Consider the following 19,670-nt stretch of genomic DNA (forward strand, 5'->3'; position numbering starts at 1 on the left):
GTGGACATCACACTGATGGAGAAGAGCCCGTACCGTTTCCGTATCGAGCAGCGGGAACCGATGCGCGTACCCGGGGTGGTGTTCGCCTCGCGGGCGCTGCTGCCGCAGGCGGCTGGGGACAAGGCGCTGGAGCAGGTGGCGAACGTGGCGACGCTGCCCGGCATCGTCCGCGCCTCCTTCGCCATGCCCGACGTCCACTGGGGCTACGGCTTCCCGATCGGCGGGGTGGCCGCCACCGACATCTCCCACGGCGGGGTCATCTCGCCGGGCGGCGTCGGGTTCGACATCTCCTGCGGTGTACGGCTGCTGGCCGCCGGCATCGACCGCGAGGCGCTCGGCCATGACCGGTTGCGACGGCTGATGGACACCCTCGACAGCACCATCCCACGCGGCATGGGGCGCGGCGGCCTGTGGAAGCTGTCGGGGGCCGGGGAGATGGACGAGCTGCTGGTCGGCGGCGCTCGGTACGCGGTCGAGCACGGCCACGGAGTGCCGCGCGACCTCGCGCGCTGCGAGGACTACGGCGTCTTGGACGGCGCGGCCCCGGGGCAGGTGAGCACGCGCGCCGTCGAACGCGGCCTCCACCAAGTGGGAAGCCTCGGCTCGGGCAACCATTTCCTGGAGGTCCAGGCGGTGGACCAGATCTACGACCCGGCTGTCGCGACGTCCTTCGGGCTGCGGGTGGGGCAGGTGTGCGTCATGATCCATTGCGGCTCGCGCGGCCTGGGACACCAGGTGTGCACCGACCACGTCCGCGTGATGGACCAGGAACTGCACCGGCACCGCATCCAGGTACCGGACCGGCAGCTGGCCTGCACGCCGGTCGACTCGCCGCGAGGCCGCGCCTACCTGGGGGCGATGGCGGCGGCCGCCAACTACGGCCGAGCCAACCGCCAGCTGCTGTCCGAAGCCACCCGCCACGCCTTCGCGACGGCTGCGGGAGTCGGTCTGGAGCTGGTTTACGACATCTCGCACAACACGGCCAAAATCGAGACCCACGAAGTGGACGGTGTGGCACGTCCACTGTGCGTCCACCGCAAGGGCGCGACGCGGGCGCTGCCGCCCGGCGACCCGAGCCTGCCCGAGGACCTCGTCCAGGCGGGCCAGCCAGTACTCGTCCCCGGGACGATGGGCACCGCCTCGTACGTGATGGTCGGCCTGCCCGGCAACGACGCCTTCCACTCCGCCTGCCACGGCGCCGGCCGGGTCTGGAGCCGCCACCACGCGCTGCGGATGGTCCGTGGGGAGCGGCTTCGCGGCGAGCTGGAGGCCCGGGGAATCGCCGTGCGTCCCTCCTCGTGGCGTGGTCTCGCCGAGGAGACGCCGGAGGCGTACAAGGACGTCGACGCGGTCGCTGCCGTCACCGCGGGCGCCGGACTCGCCCGGCCGGTTGCCCGCCTGGTGCCGCTGGGCGTCGTCAAGGGATGAACCAGTACTGACCAGCCGCTCGCGCCTAAGGGCTGTCCCGTAATCCGTGGTGGATCAGCGCGCGGCGTCAGATGCGGTGCATCGCAAGACGGAGGGACGTCCGCATACTGGATGTATGCGGACGTTCCGACAACGCGGCGAGGTGCCGTAGCTGTCGTCGCGCGCCCGCCAGGGATTACGGGACAGCCCTTAGGCAGAACGCGAGTAGCGTGGTGGGTGCAGGGCCGATGAGAAGTACGGTCGAAAGCCGAAAGCCGCATCGAGCAGCAGCACGTAGACGCAGCAACCGTGGAAGGAACGGCGATGGCCGCCACGGATCAGGAAGTCGTCGTACATGCCGGACCGGTCCGGCTGCACGGGCAGCTGGTTGTCCCCGAAGGGGCCACGAGCATCGTGGTGTTCGCCCACGGCAGCGGCAGCAGCCGACACAGCCCGCGCAACCGCTCCGTCTCGACGTCGCTGAACAAGTTCGGCCTGGCCACGCTGTTGTTCGACCTTCTGACGGCGGAGGAAGAACTGGATCGCGCCCACGTCTTCGACGCCGTTCTGCTGGCCCGCCGCCTGGCCAACGCCACCCGCTGGCTGCTCGACCAGCCCGCGACCGATGGCTGCGCAGTCGGCTACTTCGGCGCCAGTACCGGCGCAGCCGCCGCATTGTGGGCGGCGGCGGAGCCGGACTCCCCGGCCGCGGCGGTCGTCTCGCGCGGCGGCAGGCCCGATCTGGCCGGAACCCGCCTGCCAGCAGTGACCGCGCCCACGCTGCTCATCGTCGGCGGAGAAGACGACCTGGTGCTGGACCTCAACCGCCAGGCCCAGGCCTTGCTGCGCTGCGAGAGCCGACTTGCAGTGGTGCCCGGCGCCACTCACCTGTTCGAGGAGCCTGGTGCTCTGGGAAAGGTGGCGGACCTGGCCAGAGAGTGGTTCACCAGCCACCTGGGGCGTCGTGCAGGTGAACCGCCCCAGGTTCGGTAGAGATCCGCCCCGGCCTCTGCCGGTGCTGGTCGAGGAGGTGCGGCCGACTTCGGAAGCGGACAACAGCCGCGCTTCTTCCACCAGCGAAACCCTGATGGCCGGGAATCGGCGTTTGGCTCTCCGAAGTGTGATTCCCATCCCTCTCGTCGGAATGTTCGCCATTCCGCCCGTCCGAGGTGAAAAGGACGGTTTTGCTTCGATGTGCTGGCCCGGCCAAAGACGATCAAGTGCGGTGCAGCGTGGCTCGGTCCATGGAACCAGTGGGCCCGCCCCGCCCCGCGCCATCGACAGAGGTTCGTTGCTGGATCCGAGAAGGGCACCATGCATTTCAGTCCCCATGAGCAGGAGCGCCTGCTGGTCTATGTGGCCGCCGCCGTGGCACGACAGCGCAGGGAGCAGGGAATCAAGCTCAACTACCCGGAGGCGATGGCGCTGCTCACCGCCTACGTCTACGACCAGGCACGGATCGGCCGGAGCGTCGGCGAAATCATGGACTCGGGTCGAGACTTCCTGACCCGGGACGACGTCATGGACGGTGTCCCGGAGATGATCGACAACGTCCAGATCGAGACGACGTTCCCGGACGGCACGAAGCTGGTGACCATCCACGACCCGTTCGACGCACCGCGCGAGGAGATCGAACTCCACCCTGGCAAAGTCGACTTCGTCGACGAGTCGGTGCCATTGAACCCGGAGTTGGACGTTACTGAGATCGAGGTGCACAACCCGACCGACCGGCCGGTGCAGGTCGGGTCTCACTACCACTTCTACGAGACCAACGAGGGGCTCGCCTTCTACGGGGCCAACGGGGAGCCCGACGTCGACAGGAAAGCGGCGTACGGCAAGCGGCTCAACGTCCCCGCCGGTACGTCCGAACGGTTCGAGCCGGGCGATCGCCGCAGGGTAGAGCTGGTGCCCATCGAGGGCGAGCGGAAGGTACTGGGGCTGCGTGGGCGGGTCCGCGGACAACTCGAGGACCAGGCCCCGGGCGACTCGGTGGGTAAGGGGGCGGATGACCGTGGCTGAGCGGAAGAGCACCAAGACGATCAAGCGCGAGGTGTACGTCGACCTCTTCGGGCCGACGACCGGGGACGAGATCCGCCTGGCGGACACCGCGCTGCGTATCAAGGTCACCGACGACTGGGCAGGCGGTCTGTCCAAAGACCGGCGGGTAAGCCTTCCGGTCGTTCCTGCGCCCGAGGACAAGGACAACTGCCAGGGCAGGGACGAGAGCAAGGTCAGCCCGCTGGTGAGCAGGAGCGGGCACGAGGTGGTCTTCGGTGGCGGCAAGGTGATCCGTGAGTCGATGGGCCAGTCGGCGACGCCACGCGGCGACGGCGAGAACGGCCCTCCGGACACGGTGATCACCGGCGTTGTGATCCTGGATCACTGGGGCGTGGTCAAGGCGGACGTCGCGATCCGCGACGGGAAGATCGCCGCCCTCGGTAAGGCGTACAACCCGGAGACCATGGCCACGATCCACGAGGGCCGGGCGGACGGGCCGACGGACTTCGTGATCGGCCCGGAGACCGAGGTGATCTCCGGCAAGGGCCGCATCCTGACCGCGGGCGGGGTGGACACCCACGTCCATTTCATCTGCCCGGATCAGGTCGGAGAGGCCCTCGCCTCCGGGGTGACGACCCTGATCGGCGGTGGCACCGGACCGGCCGAGGGGTCCACCGCGACCACGGTCACCCCGGGCAAATGGCACGTCGAGCGTCTCTTCCAGGCGCTCGATCAGTTCCCGGTGAACATCGGGGTGCTGGGCAAGGGCAACACCATGTCCCGCGAGTCGATGCTCGACCAGGTGAAGTCCGGCGTGATCGGCTTCAAGATCCACGAGGACTGGGGGGCCACCCCGGAGGTCATCGATACCTGTCTGAAGGTGTGCGAGGGCCGGAACAGACCGGAGGACGACAAGAAGAAGGGCGGCCTGGTCTCCAACCGTGTGCAGGTCGCCCTGCACGCGGACTCGCTGAACGAGGCGGGCTTCGTGGAGAGCACCAAGGACGCGTTCAAGGACCGTCCCCTGCACATCTTCCACATCGAGGGTGCCGGCGGCGGCCACGCCCCGGACATGATCACCCTGTGCGGGGAGCCCAACGTCCTGCCCGCATCCACCAACCCGACGCGCCCTTTGACGGTCAACACCGTCAAGGAGCACATCGACATGATGATGGTCTGCCACCACCTCAATCCGGAGCTGGAGGCCGACCGGGCCTTCGCCGACTCCCGGGTACGGCCCTCGACGATGGCGGCCGAGGATCTGCTGCACGACATGGGCGCCATTTCGATCATGTCGTCCGATGCGCAGGCCATGGGCCGCATCGGCGAGATGATCATGCGGACCTGGCAGACCGCGCATGTGATGAGGACACGCTACGGGCAGCTGCGCGAAGGCACCGAAGCGGAACAGAATCGGCACCGGGAGGAGGCGGACAACTTCCGCGCCCGCCGCTACGTCGCCAAGTACACGATCAACCCGGCCATCGCCCAGGGTGTGGACGGCCTGATCGGCTCCGTGGAGAGGGGCAAGCTGGCGGACCTGGTGCTGTGGGAGCCGAAGTTCTTCGGCGTGAAGCCGCACCTGGTCCTCAAGGGCGGGCAGATCGCCTACGCACAGGTTGGTGACGCCAACGCGTCCATCCCCACGCCGCAGCCCGTCCTGCCCCGACCGATGTGGGGTGCCACGGGAAACGCACCAGGAGCCAACTCGTTCAACTTCGTCAGCCCACAGGCCACGGTCACACGAGAGTCACTCGGCATCAGCAAGTCCCTGTACGAGATCAAGGACACCCGCCAGGTGTTCAAAAAGGACATGATCCTCAACGACGCCACGCCGAACATCCGGGTCGACCCGGACACCTACGAGGTGTTCATCGAGGACACCTGCATCACCGAACTGCGCCAGCAGAAGGAGGAACAGGCGCAGGCCGAGGAGGCGCGCTGCCCCCAGCGGCCGACCCCGACACACTACGCGTCGGAACTCCCCATGGCCCAGCGCTACTTCATCTTCTGACCGTCCGGCGAACGACAGAGCGGGCAGCCCGGCAGACCGGAAGCCGCCCGCCCGTCCCTACGTCGCGCCCCTTGAAAGGCATGGCCAGTCGTCCATGAGCCGTCCCGCTCTCCTCGTCCTCGCCGACGGCCGTTTCCCGGCAGGAGGCCACGCGCATTCCGGCGGTGTCGAGGCCGCCGTCGCCGCCCGGGCCGTCCGTGATCCCGCCACCCTTCACGCGTTCTGCCGTGGCCGCCTGCACACCGCGGGCCTCACCACTGCCGCGTTGGCCGCCGCTGCCGCCGCCGGATGCGACCCGCTCGTCCTGGACGCGGCCGCCGATGCCCGTACTCCCGCCCCGGCGCTGCGGGCCACGGCCCGCAAGCTGGGCCGGCAGATGCTGCGGGCGGCCCGTGCGGCCTGGCCGTGCGAGGCGCTGGAGCAGCTCGCACACGATCTGCCGGGCGGCGCTCACCAGCCCGTGGTGCTGGGCGTCGCCGCCCGGGCAGCCGACCTCACCGCGCTGGACGCTGCACACGCCGCGGCCTTCGACCACGTCACCGGCCCCGCTACCGCGGCCGTACGGCTCCTTGGCCTCGACCCGTTCGACGCCACCGCGGTCATCGCCCGCCTCTGCGACGACATCGACGCCGTCGCCCGCAGGGCCGCCGACGCCGCCGCTCATGTCGCCGAGGAGGGAGTCGGCGTTCTACCGGCCGCGTCGTCGCCCCTGCTCGACATCACCGCAGAACAGCACGCCGCCTGGCCGACGCGCCTGTTCGCCTCCTGACGCCGAAACCGGACTCCGCGCACACCAGAAGGAGCTCACCCCCCATGCACCTCGACCACACGCACGATGGCCCTGGCGCCGTCTCCGCCGACGCCATCCGCCCCGACGGCACCCGCCGCGCCCTCAGGATCGGCCTCGGCGGTCCCGTCGGCTCCGGCAAGACCGCCACCGTCGCCGCCCTGTGCCGCGCCCTGCGCGACCGGTACACGCTGGCCGTCGTCACCAACGACATCTACACCCGTGAGGACGCCGAGTTCCTGCTCCGTGAGGCCGTCCTGCCCCCCGAACGGATCACCGCCGTGGAGACCGGAGCCTGCCCACATACCGCGATCCGCGACGACATCTCCGCCAACCTGGAGGCCGTGGAAACACTCGAAGACCGCCTCGGCCCCCTCGACCTGATCCTCGTCGAGTCCGGCGGCGACAACCTCACCGCCACCTTCTCCAAGGGCCTGGTCGACACGCAGATCTTTGTCATCGACGTCTCCAGCGGCGACGACATCCCCCGCAAGGGCGGCCCCGGCATCACCACCGCCGACCTCCTCGTCGTCAACAAAACCGACCTCGCCCCGTACGTCGGCGCCGACCTCGACACCATGGCCTCCGACGCGGCCCAGCGGCGCGGCGGCCTCCCCGTCGTGTTCACCTCCCTCACCGGCGACGACGGCGTTGGGCCCGTCGCCGACTGGGTGCTCGAACGCCTCACCGCCTGGCGCGGCGGAACCGCACGGCCCGAACCCGCCGTCGCCGCGCACTGACCGACCCGGCAGGAGACATGAGCACACTCGCCGAAGACTTGGCGCACCTCCCCGCGGCCCTCCCGGACCCATCCGGCGTCGTGGCCACCGCCCGGGTGCGCGCCGCCCATAACGGCCACACCACCACCCTCCCGCTCCTCAGCAGCGACGGCCCCTTCCATCTCCAAAGGCTCCGCCCCCGCGGCGACCTGGCCCGCATCGACATCATCGGAGCCATGAGCGGCCCCCTCGGCGGTGACCGGCTCGCGCTCCATGTCGATGTAGGCCCGCGCGCCCGCCTCCAGATCACCGCAGCCGCCTCCACCATTGCCCTGCGCGGCTCCACCAGCGACGCCGCCACCTACGACATCCGCCTCACCGTCTGCGACAACGCCGTCCTGCACTGGCTGCCGCAGCCTTTGATCAGCACCAACGGCAGCAACCTCCGCCAGACCTGCACCGTCGACCTCGCCCCCACCGCCCGCCTCATCCTGAGAGACGAACAGGTCCTCGGCCGCACCGGTGAAACCAGCGGCCTTCTGACCACCCGCCTCACCGTGCTCCGCGCCGACCGCCCCCTCCTCGATCAGCACACCGCCTACGGCGCCCCCCACCCCGGCTGGGACGGCCCGGCCGTCGTGGGCCCGCACCGCGCCTGCGGCCAACTCCTCGTCGTCGACCCGTCCCTCACCCCGGCGGCCCGCCCGCCGATCCTCCTCGGTGACCCCGACACCCCGGCCCAGGGCGTACTGGCCCCCCTGGCCGGCCCGGCACTCCTGGCCACCGTGGTGGCCGATACCGCCACCCGGCTGCGCCACCACCTCGACGAGGCACAACGACGAGCGCCCATCCCATAGGCAAGGACCCCACAGCCATCGGTCCGCCGGCGGCCACCCTTCCTGGGGGCGGGAAGCGAGGGACCGGCAGGACTGGCTGCCCGACCCCGGTCACTGACATCGTCCCCGAGGAACACCGAACGCTCAACGAACGTCAGGTGGTTGAACAGCCCGAGCAGGTTCGTGCCCGACGGCACGGCGGCCGCTCGCGCCTGCGGCTCGAGCGCACCGTCGACCATCGCCGCGATCGACGTCCGCAGATAGTCGAGGAACCCGCGCAGGACCTCGGCCTCGCTGCTCCCGGTCCGGGGCGGCGTGGTGTCGCGGCGGCGGTTGCGGGGTGTGGTGCTGGACGACCCTGACCCCGACCGGTCGTCCCGGGCCGAGGTAGGACCGGAGCGCGGCGAGCTTGGTCTCCCGCGCCTGCTAGCCCCAGTAGTGAACTCAGCGAGACTTTGCGGCCGGGGGAAGGCACCGGGCTCCCACACCTATCCCGGCCTCCGGCAAGTCGAGCAGCTCCTTGCGCCGCTCCTACAGCTCGCTGACCCGCAGCGCCTTCCGTTGCTGGTGCACCCACCGCCCAGCGGGAAGTCCTTCGTGACGTCGACCTCGGTCCCAGTTCCGGCCGCCGTCACGAGCATGCGGACGTACATCATGAGCACACCTCCGAAGCAGGATCGGCGAGCGCTGCGACCAGCAGGCCCGTAGCGTCGACAGGAGTCTTGATCAGGACGTCAGGGTGACCCACCGACCGGCGCCGACGATGTCGCCTGTCTCGACGCATTCCTGATACGGATTCAACGGGCCCGGCTGTTCGCGACAGCTCCAGAAGGATCCTGCGGCGTGGACGGTCGTGGCCCCTTCGCCGCCGCTGTTCCAGCTCCGCGTGTAGGCGCTCGCGACCTGGAGTGCTGTGGCGCAGTCCCTGGCGTGGGCCGTCCCCACCGTGAGCCCCGATGTGCCATCGGTGCCGCAGACTACGCCGGCTGCCTCGCTCGTGTTCTCGCCGACGGCCCTCGCCGCGGGTGTCGTCAGAGCCAGTACGGCGATGCCGACCGCTCCTGCGGCTGCAGTTCTCATCGATGCGTTCATCCTCTTGTCTCCTTGCGAAATCCACGTCGACCGGCGACCAGCCCTCCACCCCGCCGCGTCCTGGCAGCATCCGCCAGCACGGAGAGCCGATCGAACAAGGAAAGGGAGTCGGAGCCACTCACGTACGGACAACGATCCCTGGCCCGATCGGTATCGGCGGCGACCGCCTTCCGGCGTTCCCGGTGGAGGTGCACCACGGCCGTGGCGTCGTCCCGCTCGCCGTCGCGGGCAGCAATGGTCAGGGCATCGGCGAGGGCGGGCGGTCCCCCGTTCGCACCGGCGGCGGTCGTGCTCATCGGCGGGGCCACCGTGGCGGTGTCACAGGGCACTTGGTGGTAGGCGATGTCCGAGCGGCCTGCCGGTGCCCTTGTCTTCCTGGCCGGGGCGGCTGCGGTTCTGGTCGCCCTCTCAGCCGGTCTCGACCGGTGGTGGCTGCTGCCACTGCGCCGGACAAGGCTGCTCGCCCACGGCTGTTCCTCCCCTTCACGTCCATCACAATCTTCGTACGCGAGAAGATCGATAGGCTCAAGATGTGACGGCAGAACGGTCTTTGGCAACCCTTCAGCGATCGCTGGGCGATCCCACGGTCAGCTACCCGTTGTGGCCCCCGATGACCAGCGGATGCCCGCGCACCAGCACCGACGAAATCTCCTATCCAGTCGAGGTCGATTACGCCTACGACCAGGTTGACCCCGTCATGTTCGCCACTGCTACGGGGCGGGGCAGCGGCCTGGACCACTGGGCGCCGCTGCTGCCGCCGCTCGCCGCACCGGGGCTGGGTGAAGGCGGCACGCCGCTGATCGAGGTGGAAACCGGTGTCTTCATCAAGGATGAGTCTCGTAACCCCACCTGGAGCCACAAGGACCGCATGAACCGGTGTACTGTCAGCGCCGCCGTCGCCTCCGGAGCCCCGGGAATTGTCGTAGCGTCGTCCGGCAACCACGGGGCCTCTGCGGCCGCCTACGCTGCCCGCGCCGGCCTGCGCTGCGTGGTCATAGCGGGCCCCGAACTGCCGCCCGCCGTCGATTCTTTCCTGAACGCCTACGAGGCGGTGGTTCTGCCGGTGCCCTGGGAAGCGAGGTGGCCGCTGATGCGCCGGATCGTCGACCGGACGGGCCTGCATCCGGTCAGCAGCCTCACCACCACCCACACCGGCCACGCCTTCGGTCCCGAGGGATACAAGACCATCGCCTACGAGATCCACCAGGACCTCGGCGTCCCCGCAGCCGTGTTCGTCCCCACGGCGTATGGCGAACTCCTCTTCGGTATCTGGAAGGGATTCACCGAACTTCGGCGCCTCGGCCTGACCGAGCGGCTGCCGCGGATGTACGCGTGCCAGCCGACCGCGGCCGCGCCGCTCGCCGAGGCCTTGCGGCGCGGGGTGCCCGCGGCTCACGCCACGGTGGGGTTGACCGAGGCATACTCCATCGTCTCCCCGGTCAGCGGCTACCGCGGCGTGGTCACCATCCAGGACAGCGGCGGCCAGGTCCTCGAACTCAGCGACGCACAACTCGAAGCCGCTCACCAGAAGCTCGCCCGAGTCGGCCTGTGGACCGAACTCTCCAGCGCCGCCGGACTCGCGGGGCTGCGCACCGTCGTCGACCTCGAAGGCCCGGTGGTCTGTATCTCGACCTCAAGTGGCTTCAAGAACCGCAGCGTCGGCCTCCGCCGAACCGAGACGATCGCCCCGGATTGGGACGACGTGCGCAGCAGACTCCACGCGGCGGGAATTCGCGACTGATGCACCGGCTTCCCTGACCACGTAATCGAACAGCGACAGGGCTGGGTGCTGTCCAAAGTGCTGAACAACTGCTGTCCATCTCGTGGACAAAGCCACGTGTCCCGAGGGTGGCTGGCTGTCGGGTACCCCGGCGCTGTGGCATACGGCGCGTTGTGCACGTTGCGCGTACCGGTCGGTGCACTCTCAGGCGAACGCCGACATCAGGGGCGCCGTGCGAGGAAGACGAACTCTTTGCCTGGCCGGTCAGGCGCATCGCGCACGTCTTGGACCACATAGCCGTGGGCGACCAGGTCCGTCTCGATCTCTTCGCGTTCTCGTAAGCGCAGTGTGGAATCTGACGTCAGCACCTGTTCGTCCGCTGCGAAGACGTAGGTCCAGCGGAAGGTCACGAGAGGCCAGCTCACCTCGATCAGCTGGACCCAGCTCTCAACGGAGCCGACGCCCGGGATCTCCGTCACACGGTAGGAGTGCTCGCGGGTCCACTCTTCCCAGGCGCGTCTGGCCGGATCGCGGGTCTCGAAGACCAGGTGCCCGCCGGGCCGTAGTGCCTCGTAGGCTCCCTGCAGCGTCTTCTGCCAGGTGTCCGGATCAACGATGGCCTGGGCGACATTCGCTGTCATCGTCGCGAGGTCGACCTGCAGTGACGGGAGGGCTGTCGCGTCACCGCAGATCCAGCGCACTCGCTCACTGCCCGGTTTGGCCCGGGCGACGTCGACGGATGCCTGGGCAGGATCGATGCCGACAACGTCGATCCCGCGGTCGGCCAGGAGAAGTGCGAACACCCCGGTGCCGCAGCCGATGTCCAGAACTTGGCGCGCCCCGAACTCTTCCGCCATTCGGAGGTAGGCATCGAGATCGCTGCGGTCGGGGTCGAGCGGATCGTAGATCGCGGCGAGTCGTGGATACCCGAAGCAGTCGTCAGCCATGCGGCCGAACGTATGCAGAGTCGACCTCGAAGAGCTACTGAGTTTCGCCGGACTCGGCTGGCTGGGGTTCTCAGGCGAGGGTGATGTAGAGCGCCGTGATGGTGATCAGGGGGATCCAGGAGTCATGGTTGTCGAGGAAGTAGCGCCATGTCTCCGTGGCGGTCAGGCCCTGTGAGTGCAGCGTGACGCCTCTGTCGTACAGCCGATCTGCCGGGTCAGCGGTAACACGGTCGACTGACGGGCAGGCTTGCGGGAGTATCCGCTTGCTGACATCCGACGGTGAGGAGCCCGGTGATCACTCAAGGAGTAAAGGTCACGGCGCGGTGCAACGACTGCGGTGGCGTGCTGATACTCGACGTTGGCCAGTACATCGACCATGGGCAGTTGTGGTGGGGCACCGAAGGTGCATGCACTGCCTGCCCCAACGGGTGGTGCGAGCAGGACACAGGCGGAGCGACTCCTGAAGAGATCAGGAATGCCCTGCTGGCAGAGCATGGGCCCGCACGGCTTCGCCTCGCGGACGACGAGTCGAGCCTCGTCCCCGTCTTGCGAGTCCTGCGCGAGATGCTCCACCTGTCCCTGGGCCAGGCACGGGTGATGGCCAGCGCGCTCCAAAAGACTGGCCTGGTTGGCACGCTGGTCGAGATGGAGCGCATTGCCGACGGGCTGCAACGCCGATCAGTCGTTACAAAGATCGAGAGGTGCGAGACGTCGGCCGACTGAACCCCCACGCACCCAACCAGAACGGCTTGACAAACGGCATTAGGAATCGACGGCACGAACTTACTGATGATCAACCTTCGATGGCAAAGATCAAACTTCGATGGCACAGGACAGCGGGTCCGGCCCTGCTGGGACGGCGAGGGAGGAGCAGACGTCCGAGCGGCACCCGATCGGAGCACCGGTGAACTGGTGAAATTCGAGGTGTCACCGCCAGTCGTACAGGCCGCCCATGGTGGCAGGCTCCACCATCGAGTCAACCTGGCGGGACGGAGAACCGATGGCGCAGAACTTGCAGGAAGCCGCGTCGGCCGAGCCTGTGGCCAACAGACGCATCAATGCCGGCGTGAGGCTCATGGGCTGGCTGACGACCACGGACCACAAAGTCATCGGCAATCTCTACATGGTCACCGCGTTCGGGTTCTTCCTGGTGGCCGGAGTGATGGCCATGCTCATGCGAGCGGAGCTGTCCCGGCCAGGACTTCAGATCGTCAGCGCAGAACAGTACAACCAGCTGTTCACCATCCACGGCACCGTCATGATGCTGCTGTTCGCCACGCCGATGTTCGGCGGCTTCGCGAACGCCATCATGCCGCTGCAGATCGGCGCGCCCGACGTCGCCTTCCCCCGCCTCAACGCGCTCACCTACTGGCTCTTCCTCTTCGGCGGAATCATCGTGGTGTCCGGATTCGTGGTGCCCGGCGGCGCGGCGCACTTCGGCTGGTTCGCCTACGCCCCGCTGAACAGTTCCGTCTTTTCGCCCGGCGCCGGCGGAGACCTCTGGACCATGGGTCTGGTGCTGTCGGGGATCAGCACGACCCTGGCATCGGTCAATTTCATCACCACGATTGTCTGTCTGCGCGCGCCGGGCATGACCATGTTCCGAATGCCGATCTTCACCTGGAACATTCTGTTCACTTCGATCCTCGCGCTACTCGCCTTTCCGGTGCTCACCGCCACCCTGCTCGCCCTCGAAGCCGACCGGAAGTTCGGTGCGCATGTTTACGACTCCGCCAACGGCGGGGCGCTGCTGTGGCAGCACCTGTTCTGGTTCTTCGGTCATCCCGAGGTCTACATTGTCGCGTTGCCCTTCTTCGGAGTGGTGAGCGAGATCATTCCCACTTTCAGCCGGAAGCCAATGTTCGGGTACATCGGAATGGTGATGGCCACGGTAAGCATCACCATGCTCTCGGCGGTCGTCTGGGCCCACCACATGTTCGCGACGGGAGCCGTTCTCCTGCCCTTTTTCTCCGCCATGTCGTTCATCATCGCCGTGCCCACGGGCGTCAAGTTCTTCAACTGGATCGGCACCATGTGGCACGGCAGTATCTCGTTCGAGACACCCATGCTCTGGGCGATTGGCTTCCTCGTTACGTTTCTCCTGGGCGGCCTCAGTGGAGTGCTGATCGCCTCACCCCCGCTGGACTTCCATCTCACCGATTCGTACTTCATCGTCGCCCACCTCCATTACGTACTCTTCGGGACAGTGGTCTTCGCGATGTTCGGCGGATTCTACTTCTGGTGGCCCAAGTTGACCGGACGCATGCTGGATGAACGCATCGGACGTATTCATTTCTGGATTTTGTTCGTCGGATTTCAGCTGACCTTCCTCGTCCAGCACTGGCTGGGGGAGTCCGGAATGCCTCGGCGTTACGCCGACTATCTCGCGGCGGACGGCTTCACCCTGCTCAATACGATCTCGTCCGTCGGCTCCTTTCTGCTGGGCCTGTCGACTCTGCCGTTCCTGTACAACGTGTGGCGCACCAGCCGTTACGCACCCAGGGTCGAGGTGGACGATCCGTGGGGGTTCGGCCGTTCCCTGGAGTGGGCGACCTCCTGCCCACCGCCGAGGCACAATTTCCGGGCTCTGCCCCGCGTACGTTCAGACTCGCCGGCCTTCGACCTGCAACACCCCCTCACGCCGGAGAGGGAGAAGCCGGGCCTCGGGCGAGGCGGGTCCCAGTCCGCATCGGGCGCCGAAGAGGAGTCGGGCGAATGAAGACCGAGGCCATTCTCTTCGCCGGAGTCGCGGGGTTCTTCCTCGTGACCGATGTTCTCTACGCCGTGTGGTCCCGTGATCCGACAGGCACGGCGGCTCTTACCGTCTCGTTCCTCATGGCGTCGCTGGTCACGTTCTTCTTCGCCACCAATTACCGGAGGAAGGGACTGCGCCCCGAGGACCGCGCGGACGGGCGCGTCCATGAGCGGTCCGGCCCGGTGGACTTCTTTCCTCCGCACAGCATCTGGCCATCAGTGACAGCCGCGGGGACGGCCCTGCTCGCCCTCGGTGTGGTGTTCGGTCTGTGGCTCTTGCTGATCGGGCTGGGCGTGGTCCTGGCGGGGATGTTCGGAATGGTCTTCCAGTACGTGCGTGCACGGGACTGAGGACGGCTCTCAGTTCTCGGGCTCGCGGACCGCCTCCGGCGGCGCCGACCGCTCCGCGATCCAGGACCGTTGCTCCTCCGTGGCGGGCAGTTCCACGAGGTCCCCGTAGTACCAGCCGCTCAGTACGGTCCGAAGACGTCGCCGACGGGTGATGGGGCCTTCCGCGGGGGGCTTCAGGGGTGTCGGGACATCACGCATCAGGATGCGGTAGCGGGCCGTCGGGCTCAGGCCGCGGTGACCCTCCGAGAGGTCGCCGTTCATCGACTGGATCACCTGGCCGGTCTCCTCGCCCTCGTTCAGCCGGCGACGGTCCCGCATCTGAAGGGCGAGGCAGAGGCGTTTGGTCAGCGCGAAGGCCAGAAGAGGGGCGGCGATCAGCGCGATTCTGAGGATCCAGGTCATGGCCTGGACCGAAACCCTGAACGAGAAGGCGACGACGTCGTTGCCGCCGGCGACCAAAAGCACTGCGTAGAAGACGATGGCCGCCACGCCGAGCCCCGTACGGGTCGGCCGGTTGCGTGGCCGGTCGCACAGATGGTGTTCCCCGCGGTCGCCCGTCACCCACTTCTCGAAAAAGGGATAGAGGAACAGCACTGTGAAGACCACGCCTGGCAGCACGATCGCCGGAATGAACACATTCCACATGATGGTGTGGCCCGCGATGTCGGTCTCCCACGGCGGCATCAGCCGGAGCGCGCCCTCCAGGAACCCGACATACCAGTCCGGCTGCGCGTCACCGGAAACCTGACTGGCGCGGTAGGGGCCATACTTCCATACGGGATTGATCTGGGCGAGCGCGCCCAGCAAGGTCAGTACACCGAACACCATAAAGAAGAAACCTGTGGTCTTCGCGGTGAAGTGAGGGAACGCCGGTGAGCCGACGGCGTTCCTATTGGTCTTCCCCTGACTTGCCCAGTGGGTGTGTTTGAGATAGACCACCAGGATGAGATGAGCGGTGATGAGCGCCACAATCAGACCGGGCACGAGCAGGACATGCACGGGGTACAGGCGTGGGATCACGGCACTGCCCGGAAATTGTCCGCCAAAGACGAACAGCTCCAGGTATGTTCCAACGACAGGGATCGACCCCACAATGGTGGCCGCTGTCCTCAGGCCCGTACCGGACAACAGGTCGTCGGGCAGTGAATAGCCTGCGAATCCTTCGAGGAGCGCGAGTACGAACAGGGTAGTGCCCAAGATCCAGTTGACCTCCCGCGGTTTGCGGAAGGCGCCGGTGAAGAAGATGCGCAGCATATGGACAGCGATCGCGGCGACGAACACCAGTGCCGCCCAGTGGTGGATCTGACGGATCAGCAGGCCCCCACGCACGGAGAAGCTGATGTCGATGGTGGAGGCGTAGGCCTGCGTCATCCTCTCGCCCTGAAGAGGCACATAGGAACCGGTGTAGACGCTCTCCATCATGCTCGGGTTGAAGAACAGGGTGAGGTACACGCCGCTAAGAAGCAGGACCACGAAGGAGTAAAGGGCGATCTCGCCGAGGAGAAAAGACCAGTGGTCGGGAAAGGCCTTGCGCAGCAACTGACTGGCCAGCTCACTGACGGGCAGGCGCCCATCCACTGCGCCGTATCCACTGACCGCCGCCTGCCCGGCCCGGGCCTTCAGTTGCGCCTTACGTCTCCGCAGGGGCATGCACCACTCTCCCGTCGATCTTCCTGCCACCCCGCGCCCCTTATTGTTCCGGTTCGCCCTTTACGGGTAACGCATTACTCAAAGGGACTACGCAGAATCACGGTTTCGGCACCTGATCGGCCGACGTGGCCCTGACGTGCAGGGCGGAGCCGCACGAGGTCGACCGGTATATTGCCGCGGTTCGCGTTGGAGCAGGTGGGCCAGAGACGGCGCTTACCAGCGCATGCTGCAGGTCCCACAGGCCAGGACTCGGCCTGCGACAGAACACTCCTTCAGAGCAGCAGGTGATTCTGGCCGACCAAACTCAATGCGGCACACCCCAGCGAGCCGTGGCGGACGTCCCTCCGCCTTGCGACGCACCGCACCTGACGCCGCGCGCTGATCCACCACGGACTACGGGACAGCCCTTAGTGCAGCCTCCAGGTGAACTTGCCACCACCCACCCACCGGATCACGTCCGGGTCGTCGAGGTCGTGGACCCTGATGCCTGCGGCCGCGGCGGTGGAGAGCACGTCCGTCATCGATGTTGCCGCGCTGACGACCTCCCCGTCGATCTCCACAAGGCGGTAGGGCGGATCACCTGGCTGTACTTTCAGCACGGTGATCCGAGGCATTGAGATATGAGGGCTCGCACTTTCGGTCATGCATGGATCGGTTCCACGCCATGGTCGGCAGTATGCCCGGCGGTAGGACGGGTATCGCGACTTCAGATGACATCACCCCTGCGGCCGAGCCAGCTGCCCGCAGGTCACACAGCGTGGAGGCGACCTCCCCCTCGAGGAAGCGGCGGGCGTGCTGCTGGGATACCGGCAGGACACACGGCGGTGATCCCTTCGGCGCGTCATGGAGAAGCCGGTCCAGCCTCAGGGGAAACTTCCGCCATGAACAACGCAATGAAAGCAGTCCTTGAGGGCGGCCCCGACGATCTTCCTGAGCGGATCGTTTCCATCACCACGCCCGGACTCGACATCAAGATCCCGTTCCGTGGTGGATACGAGCACTTCAAGGTGACGAAACGTCACCAGGAGACTTCTGAAGGTCAGTTGCCTGTCTACGAATGGTGGGAGCGCACGGAAGTCCCCGGGTGAGGGCTGTCCCGTAACCGCCCTGGCGTTCTGTCCTGCCGCAGCATGAGAGGTGCAGTGGGAGCGCTCGGGGATTTACACGCGGAGCAGGACGCCGTCAGCCTCGTCGAACAGGTGGCAGGCGAATTCGGCCAGGTGCCGGGCAGGTACCGGTCGGCCCATGTGGCAGGGGCGGCTGTGCGTACAACGACTCGTCATCGCACACCCACACCGATAAGGGAAGCGGTCACCCGCGCACCCCCTCTCGGCAGTCGGCAGGAGTCCAACACGCTCGCCTGTCTGCAGTAACCCGGGGCGCGCAGCAAACCCGCCACCGCAAAGCTATTGGACATACGCGCTCCCGCCGTCCCCTCGGCGAAAGACGAAGAAGGTTTTCCCGTGCGTCTGTACCGACTAGCGCTGTGGGTCACAGCTCCTGTGGCAGTTTCTCTCATGGCGGCACCACCGGGAGTGACGACGGCCGGTGCCGTCGGCGACACGACACCGGAAGGCCCCCTTTCCGCATGGCGGGCTGGGGCAGCTCCGGATTCGGTGGTCGATTCCGCGCTGCCGTTCCCGGCCCTCGGGGCGACGTCAATACCATTCCCCCGTGCGGCGCGTCGGCCCGCCATCGTGTCGCGTACGCAGTGGCGGGCCGATGAGACCAAGCGCGACCCGTATGCCCACTACGCACAAGGGGTAACGGCGGTCTTCATCCATCACACCGACACGCCCAACGGCTACGACTGCGCCGACGTCCCGCGTACCCTGCGCAATCTGTATACCGGCCAGACCCGTGACCAGAGGTGGGGGGACCTCGGCTACAACTTCCTCGTCGACAAATGCGGCACCGTCTACGAAGGCCGCGCCGGCGGTGCCGACCGCCCCGTCGTCGGCTCCCACACCCTCGGGTTCAACCAGGGCACCACGGGAATTGCAGCGATCGGCACCTTCGGACGAGGCACGCCCGTACCGGCAGCCATGGAACACGCGATCGCAGCCGTCGCCGCCTGGAAACTCGGCTTGAGCGGTATCGACCCCACCAGCAAGGTGCGGCTCACGTCCACGAACGACAAGAGCCGCTACACCAAGGGGACTTCGGCAGATTTCGACGCCATCTCCGGCCATCGCGACGGCTATGCCACCAGCTGCCCCGGAGAGGCACTGTTCGCGCGACTCCCCGCGATCCGGAAGATCGCTGCCGGCCTCCAGGGCAGGCCCCCACGAGCAACCTCTGACGCCGCCCTTCTCGCGGGCTTACGGAGCCTCCAACCAGTGAACCTGGGGATGCAGGGCCCGGCCCGGCTCGCTCCACTTGCCGTGGACGAGCAAGCCGACCGGCATCCCGCGCAGTAGCTCGCCTGCACTCCGCACTCGCGTCGGCAGACGTGAGCGAGTGTGTGTCGCCGGGGACCACCTGCTGGCGGCGACAGTGACGGCCACGGTCGCATGCCAACACGGCCAAGATACGCGCTCCCCCGGCGGGCGACGGCGATCAGTGCGGGATGCAGCTGCCGCCAGTGCTCCGTAAGCTGGTGGACGGCGTCGGGCCGAGCGGACTTCACGGCCACCGGCCCACGCGCAGCAAATCCGTGCAGCGATCGCGGCGGCCACCGATTTCGACAGCTGACCTTGCCACTCGGCGTCACGCCGGGCGCCGGACCAGCTGCTCAGCGTCGCATCGCTACTGATGCCCCTGACGTGGAGCCATCCATGACCACACCGCGGGACCTGCTCATCGCCGCCATAGACATGGCGGCCAGCCGTCCTCTGGAGCGAGGCAATCTGTCGCTTGCGCTCGCGGGAGCCGAGGTGATCGACCTCCTGAGTGCCGAGGCCATCAGGCTGGAGGGCGATCAGATCGTGCCGAGCCACCCGCCGGCAATGGCTGATCGCCTGTTGGATGAGGCCACCTCGTCGCTCGTTCTACAAGCGCCTTACGAGTCACTCGAAGACTGGCTGTGGCGCAGAGGCCGCGGCCTGTCCAGAGCCTATCTGGACGCCCTTGAGGCGGAAGGACAGCTCACTCAGCAACGCCGCTTCCGCTGGATGCCTTTCCGGGCCACTCAGATGGTGTTGGTCGATTCACCCGCTCGCCGCGAGGCGGCTGACCGCTGGGCATCGCAAGAGCCCATCCTCGCCGCCCTTGCAGTGGCCGTCGGAATCCGCGACAAGCCCATCGGCGACTTCCCCGGTGTGACCGACGACGCGGTGGCGACGGTGCTCGCCGCCGTTGATGACGCGTTGAGGGATCTGGCGTTCCAACGGCAACGGCGAGCCCTCGACAAGGCGGCCTTCGACAACATCTGGCGAGGCGAATGACATAGAGAC

The 19,670-nt window shown here is 67.3% G+C and carries 17 protein-coding genes and 2 pseudogenes; 14 read left to right on the forward strand and 5 right to left on the reverse strand.

From position 1 onward, the window contains the following. From ABT115_RS13250 to ABT115_RS13280, 7 genes and pseudogenes are all read left to right on the forward strand, one after another. Complete coding sequence (locus tag ABT115_RS13250) at positions 1–1,428, forward strand: RtcB family protein (RefSeq protein WP_351787929.1); 1,428 nt, start codon at positions 1–3, stop codon at positions 1,426–1,428. A 306-nt stretch (positions 1,429–1,734) separates the two neighbouring features. Beyond that, positions 1,735–2,400, forward strand: a pseudogene (locus ABT115_RS13255) (dienelactone hydrolase family protein); the annotation flags it as partial. 321 nt (positions 2,401–2,721) lie between these two features. Then, positions 2,722–3,426 (forward strand): urease subunit gamma, encoded by a 705-nt coding sequence (locus tag ABT115_RS13260; RefSeq protein ID WP_351787932.1) that lies wholly within the window; start codon positions 2,722–2,724, stop codon positions 3,424–3,426. Beyond that, on the forward strand, positions 3,413–5,419 hold the full coding sequence (gene ureC, locus ABT115_RS13265; RefSeq protein WP_502969089.1) for an urease subunit alpha: 2,007 nt from the start codon (positions 3,413–3,415) through the stop codon (positions 5,417–5,419). Before ABT115_RS13260 ends, ureC begins: the two co-directional genes overlap by 14 nt. Before the next feature lie 94 nt (positions 5,420–5,513). Continuing rightward, a complete protein-coding gene (locus ABT115_RS13270; RefSeq protein WP_351787937.1) occupies positions 5,514–6,188 on the forward strand; it encodes an urease accessory protein UreF in 675 nt (224 codons plus the stop codon). A 44-nt stretch (positions 6,189–6,232) separates the two neighbouring features. Further along, positions 6,233–6,946 (forward strand): urease accessory protein UreG, encoded by a 714-nt coding sequence (ureG, locus tag ABT115_RS13275; RefSeq protein ID WP_351787940.1) that lies wholly within the window; start codon positions 6,233–6,235, stop codon positions 6,944–6,946. Between the two features lie 17 nt (positions 6,947–6,963). After that, complete coding sequence (locus ABT115_RS13280; RefSeq protein ID WP_351787942.1) at positions 6,964–7,782, forward strand: urease accessory protein UreD; 819 nt, start codon at positions 6,964–6,966, stop codon at positions 7,780–7,782. 89 nt (positions 7,783–7,871) lie between these two features. Here the strand turns inward: ABT115_RS13280 and ABT115_RS13285 are convergent. Together ABT115_RS13285 and ABT115_RS13290 are read right to left on the reverse strand one after the other, a co-directional pair. Beyond that, positions 7,872–8,111 (reverse strand): annotated as a pseudogene (locus tag ABT115_RS13285) (mycothiol transferase); the annotation flags it as partial. A gap of 376 nt (positions 8,112–8,487) precedes the next feature. Further along, the gene (locus tag ABT115_RS13290; RefSeq protein WP_351787945.1) at positions 8,488–8,841 is read right to left on the reverse strand and encodes a hypothetical protein; all 354 of its coding nucleotides are present in this window, start codon (positions 8,839–8,841) and stop codon (positions 8,488–8,490) included. A gap of 622 nt (positions 8,842–9,463) precedes the next feature. On the opposite strand from ABT115_RS13290, the gene ABT115_RS13295 reads away from it, so the two are divergent. Beyond that, the gene (locus ABT115_RS13295; RefSeq protein ID WP_351788227.1) at positions 9,464–10,594 is read left to right on the forward strand and encodes a threonine synthase; all 1,131 of its coding nucleotides are present in this window, start codon (positions 9,464–9,466) and stop codon (positions 10,592–10,594) included. A gap of 200 nt (positions 10,595–10,794) precedes the next feature. Here the strand turns inward: ABT115_RS13295 and ABT115_RS13300 are convergent, their stop codons facing one another. Further along, entirely contained in the window at positions 10,795–11,520 is a 726-nt protein-coding gene (locus ABT115_RS13300; protein WP_351787948.1) for a class I SAM-dependent methyltransferase, read from the reverse strand. Between the two features lie 342 nt (positions 11,521–11,862). Between ABT115_RS13300 and ABT115_RS13305 the strand changes: the two genes are divergently transcribed. The 3 genes from ABT115_RS13305 to ctaF all read left to right on the forward strand — a co-directional run bounded on the left by ABT115_RS13305 (position 11,863) and on the right by ctaF (position 14,625). Next, entirely contained in the window at positions 11,863–12,243 is a 381-nt protein-coding gene (locus tag ABT115_RS13305) for a hypothetical protein (RefSeq protein WP_351787951.1), read from the forward strand. Positions 12,244–12,595: 352 nt separating this feature from the next. Next, positions 12,596–14,239, forward strand: coding sequence for an aa3-type cytochrome oxidase subunit I (gene ctaD / locus ABT115_RS13310; RefSeq protein ID WP_351788230.1), 1,644 nt, complete (start codon positions 12,596–12,598; stop codon positions 14,237–14,239). Continuing rightward, positions 14,236–14,625, forward strand: a complete 390-nt coding sequence (gene ctaF, locus ABT115_RS13315; protein WP_351787953.1) for an aa3-type cytochrome oxidase subunit IV — start codon at positions 14,236–14,238, stop codon at positions 14,623–14,625. The genes ctaD and ctaF overlap by 4 nt, the downstream gene beginning before the upstream one ends. A gap of 9 nt (positions 14,626–14,634) precedes the next feature. Here the strand turns inward: ctaF and qcrB are convergent, their stop codons facing one another. Together qcrB and ABT115_RS13325 are read right to left on the reverse strand one after the other, a co-directional pair. Next, complete coding sequence (gene qcrB / locus ABT115_RS13320; protein ID WP_351787955.1) at positions 14,635–16,275, reverse strand: cytochrome bc1 complex cytochrome b subunit; 1,641 nt, start codon at positions 16,273–16,275, stop codon at positions 14,635–14,637. A 407-nt stretch (positions 16,276–16,682) separates the two neighbouring features. After that, on the reverse strand, positions 16,683–16,919 hold the full coding sequence (locus ABT115_RS13325; RefSeq protein ID WP_351787957.1) for a hypothetical protein: 237 nt from the start codon (positions 16,917–16,919) through the stop codon (positions 16,683–16,685). 237 nt (positions 16,920–17,156) lie between these two features. Between ABT115_RS13325 and ABT115_RS13330 the strand changes: the two genes are divergently transcribed. From ABT115_RS13330 to ABT115_RS13340, 3 genes are all read left to right on the forward strand, one after another. Beyond that, entirely contained in the window at positions 17,157–17,363 is a 207-nt protein-coding gene (locus tag ABT115_RS13330) for a DUF5988 family protein (RefSeq protein ID WP_351787959.1), read from the forward strand. 609 nt (positions 17,364–17,972) lie between these two features. Beyond that, positions 17,973–18,695, forward strand: a complete 723-nt coding sequence (locus tag ABT115_RS13335) for a peptidoglycan recognition protein family protein (protein ID WP_351787962.1) — start codon at positions 17,973–17,975, stop codon at positions 18,693–18,695. Positions 18,696–19,052: 357 nt separating this feature from the next. Continuing rightward, positions 19,053–19,661: a GOLPH3/VPS74 family protein gene (locus ABT115_RS13340; protein WP_351787965.1), complete on the forward strand. Its 609-nt coding sequence runs from the start codon at positions 19,053–19,055 to the stop codon at positions 19,659–19,661. The last annotated feature ends 9 nt before the right edge of the window (positions 19,662–19,670 follow it).

Origin of the sequence: Streptomyces sp. NPDC001832 (assembly GCF_040297265.1) — a bacterium.
Lineage (GTDB): Bacteria > Actinomycetota > Actinomycetes > Streptomycetales > Streptomycetaceae > Streptomyces.

Coding starts and splice junctions, on each gene's coding strand:
- ABT115_RS13330 (WP_351787959.1), top strand. CDS start 17,157: ATGAACAACGCAATGAAAGCAGTCCTTGAGGGCGGCCCCGACGATCTT.
- ctaF (WP_351787953.1), top strand. CDS start 14,236: ATGAAGACCGAGGCCATTCTCTTCGCCGGAGTCGCGGGGTTCTTCCTC.
- ABT115_RS13340 (WP_351787965.1), top strand. CDS start 19,053: ATGACCACACCGCGGGACCTGCTCATCGCCGCCATAGACATGGCGGCC.
- ABT115_RS13300 (WP_351787948.1), bottom strand. CDS start 11,520: ATGGCTGACGACTGCTTCGGGTATCCACGACTCGCCGCGATCTACGAT.
- ABT115_RS13295 (WP_351788227.1), top strand. CDS start 9,464: ATGACCAGCGGATGCCCGCGCACCAGCACCGACGAAATCTCCTATCCA.
- ureC (WP_502969089.1), top strand. CDS start 3,413: ATGACCGTGGCTGAGCGGAAGAGCACCAAGACGATCAAGCGCGAGGTG.
- ABT115_RS13325 (WP_351787957.1), bottom strand. CDS start 16,919: ATGACCGAAAGTGCGAGCCCTCATATCTCAATGCCTCGGATCACCGTG.
- qcrB (WP_351787955.1), bottom strand. CDS start 16,275: ATGCCCCTGCGGAGACGTAAGGCGCAACTGAAGGCCCGGGCCGGGCAG.
- ABT115_RS13280 (WP_351787942.1), top strand. CDS start 6,964: ATGAGCACACTCGCCGAAGACTTGGCGCACCTCCCCGCGGCCCTCCCG.
- ABT115_RS13290 (WP_351787945.1), bottom strand. CDS start 8,841: ATGAGAACTGCAGCCGCAGGAGCGGTCGGCATCGCCGTACTGGCTCTG.
- ABT115_RS13260 (WP_351787932.1), top strand. CDS start 2,722: ATGCATTTCAGTCCCCATGAGCAGGAGCGCCTGCTGGTCTATGTGGCC.
- ctaD (WP_351788230.1), top strand. CDS start 12,596: ATGGGCTGGCTGACGACCACGGACCACAAAGTCATCGGCAATCTCTAC.
- ureG (WP_351787940.1), top strand. CDS start 6,233: ATGCACCTCGACCACACGCACGATGGCCCTGGCGCCGTCTCCGCCGAC.
- ABT115_RS13270 (WP_351787937.1), top strand. CDS start 5,514: ATGAGCCGTCCCGCTCTCCTCGTCCTCGCCGACGGCCGTTTCCCGGCA.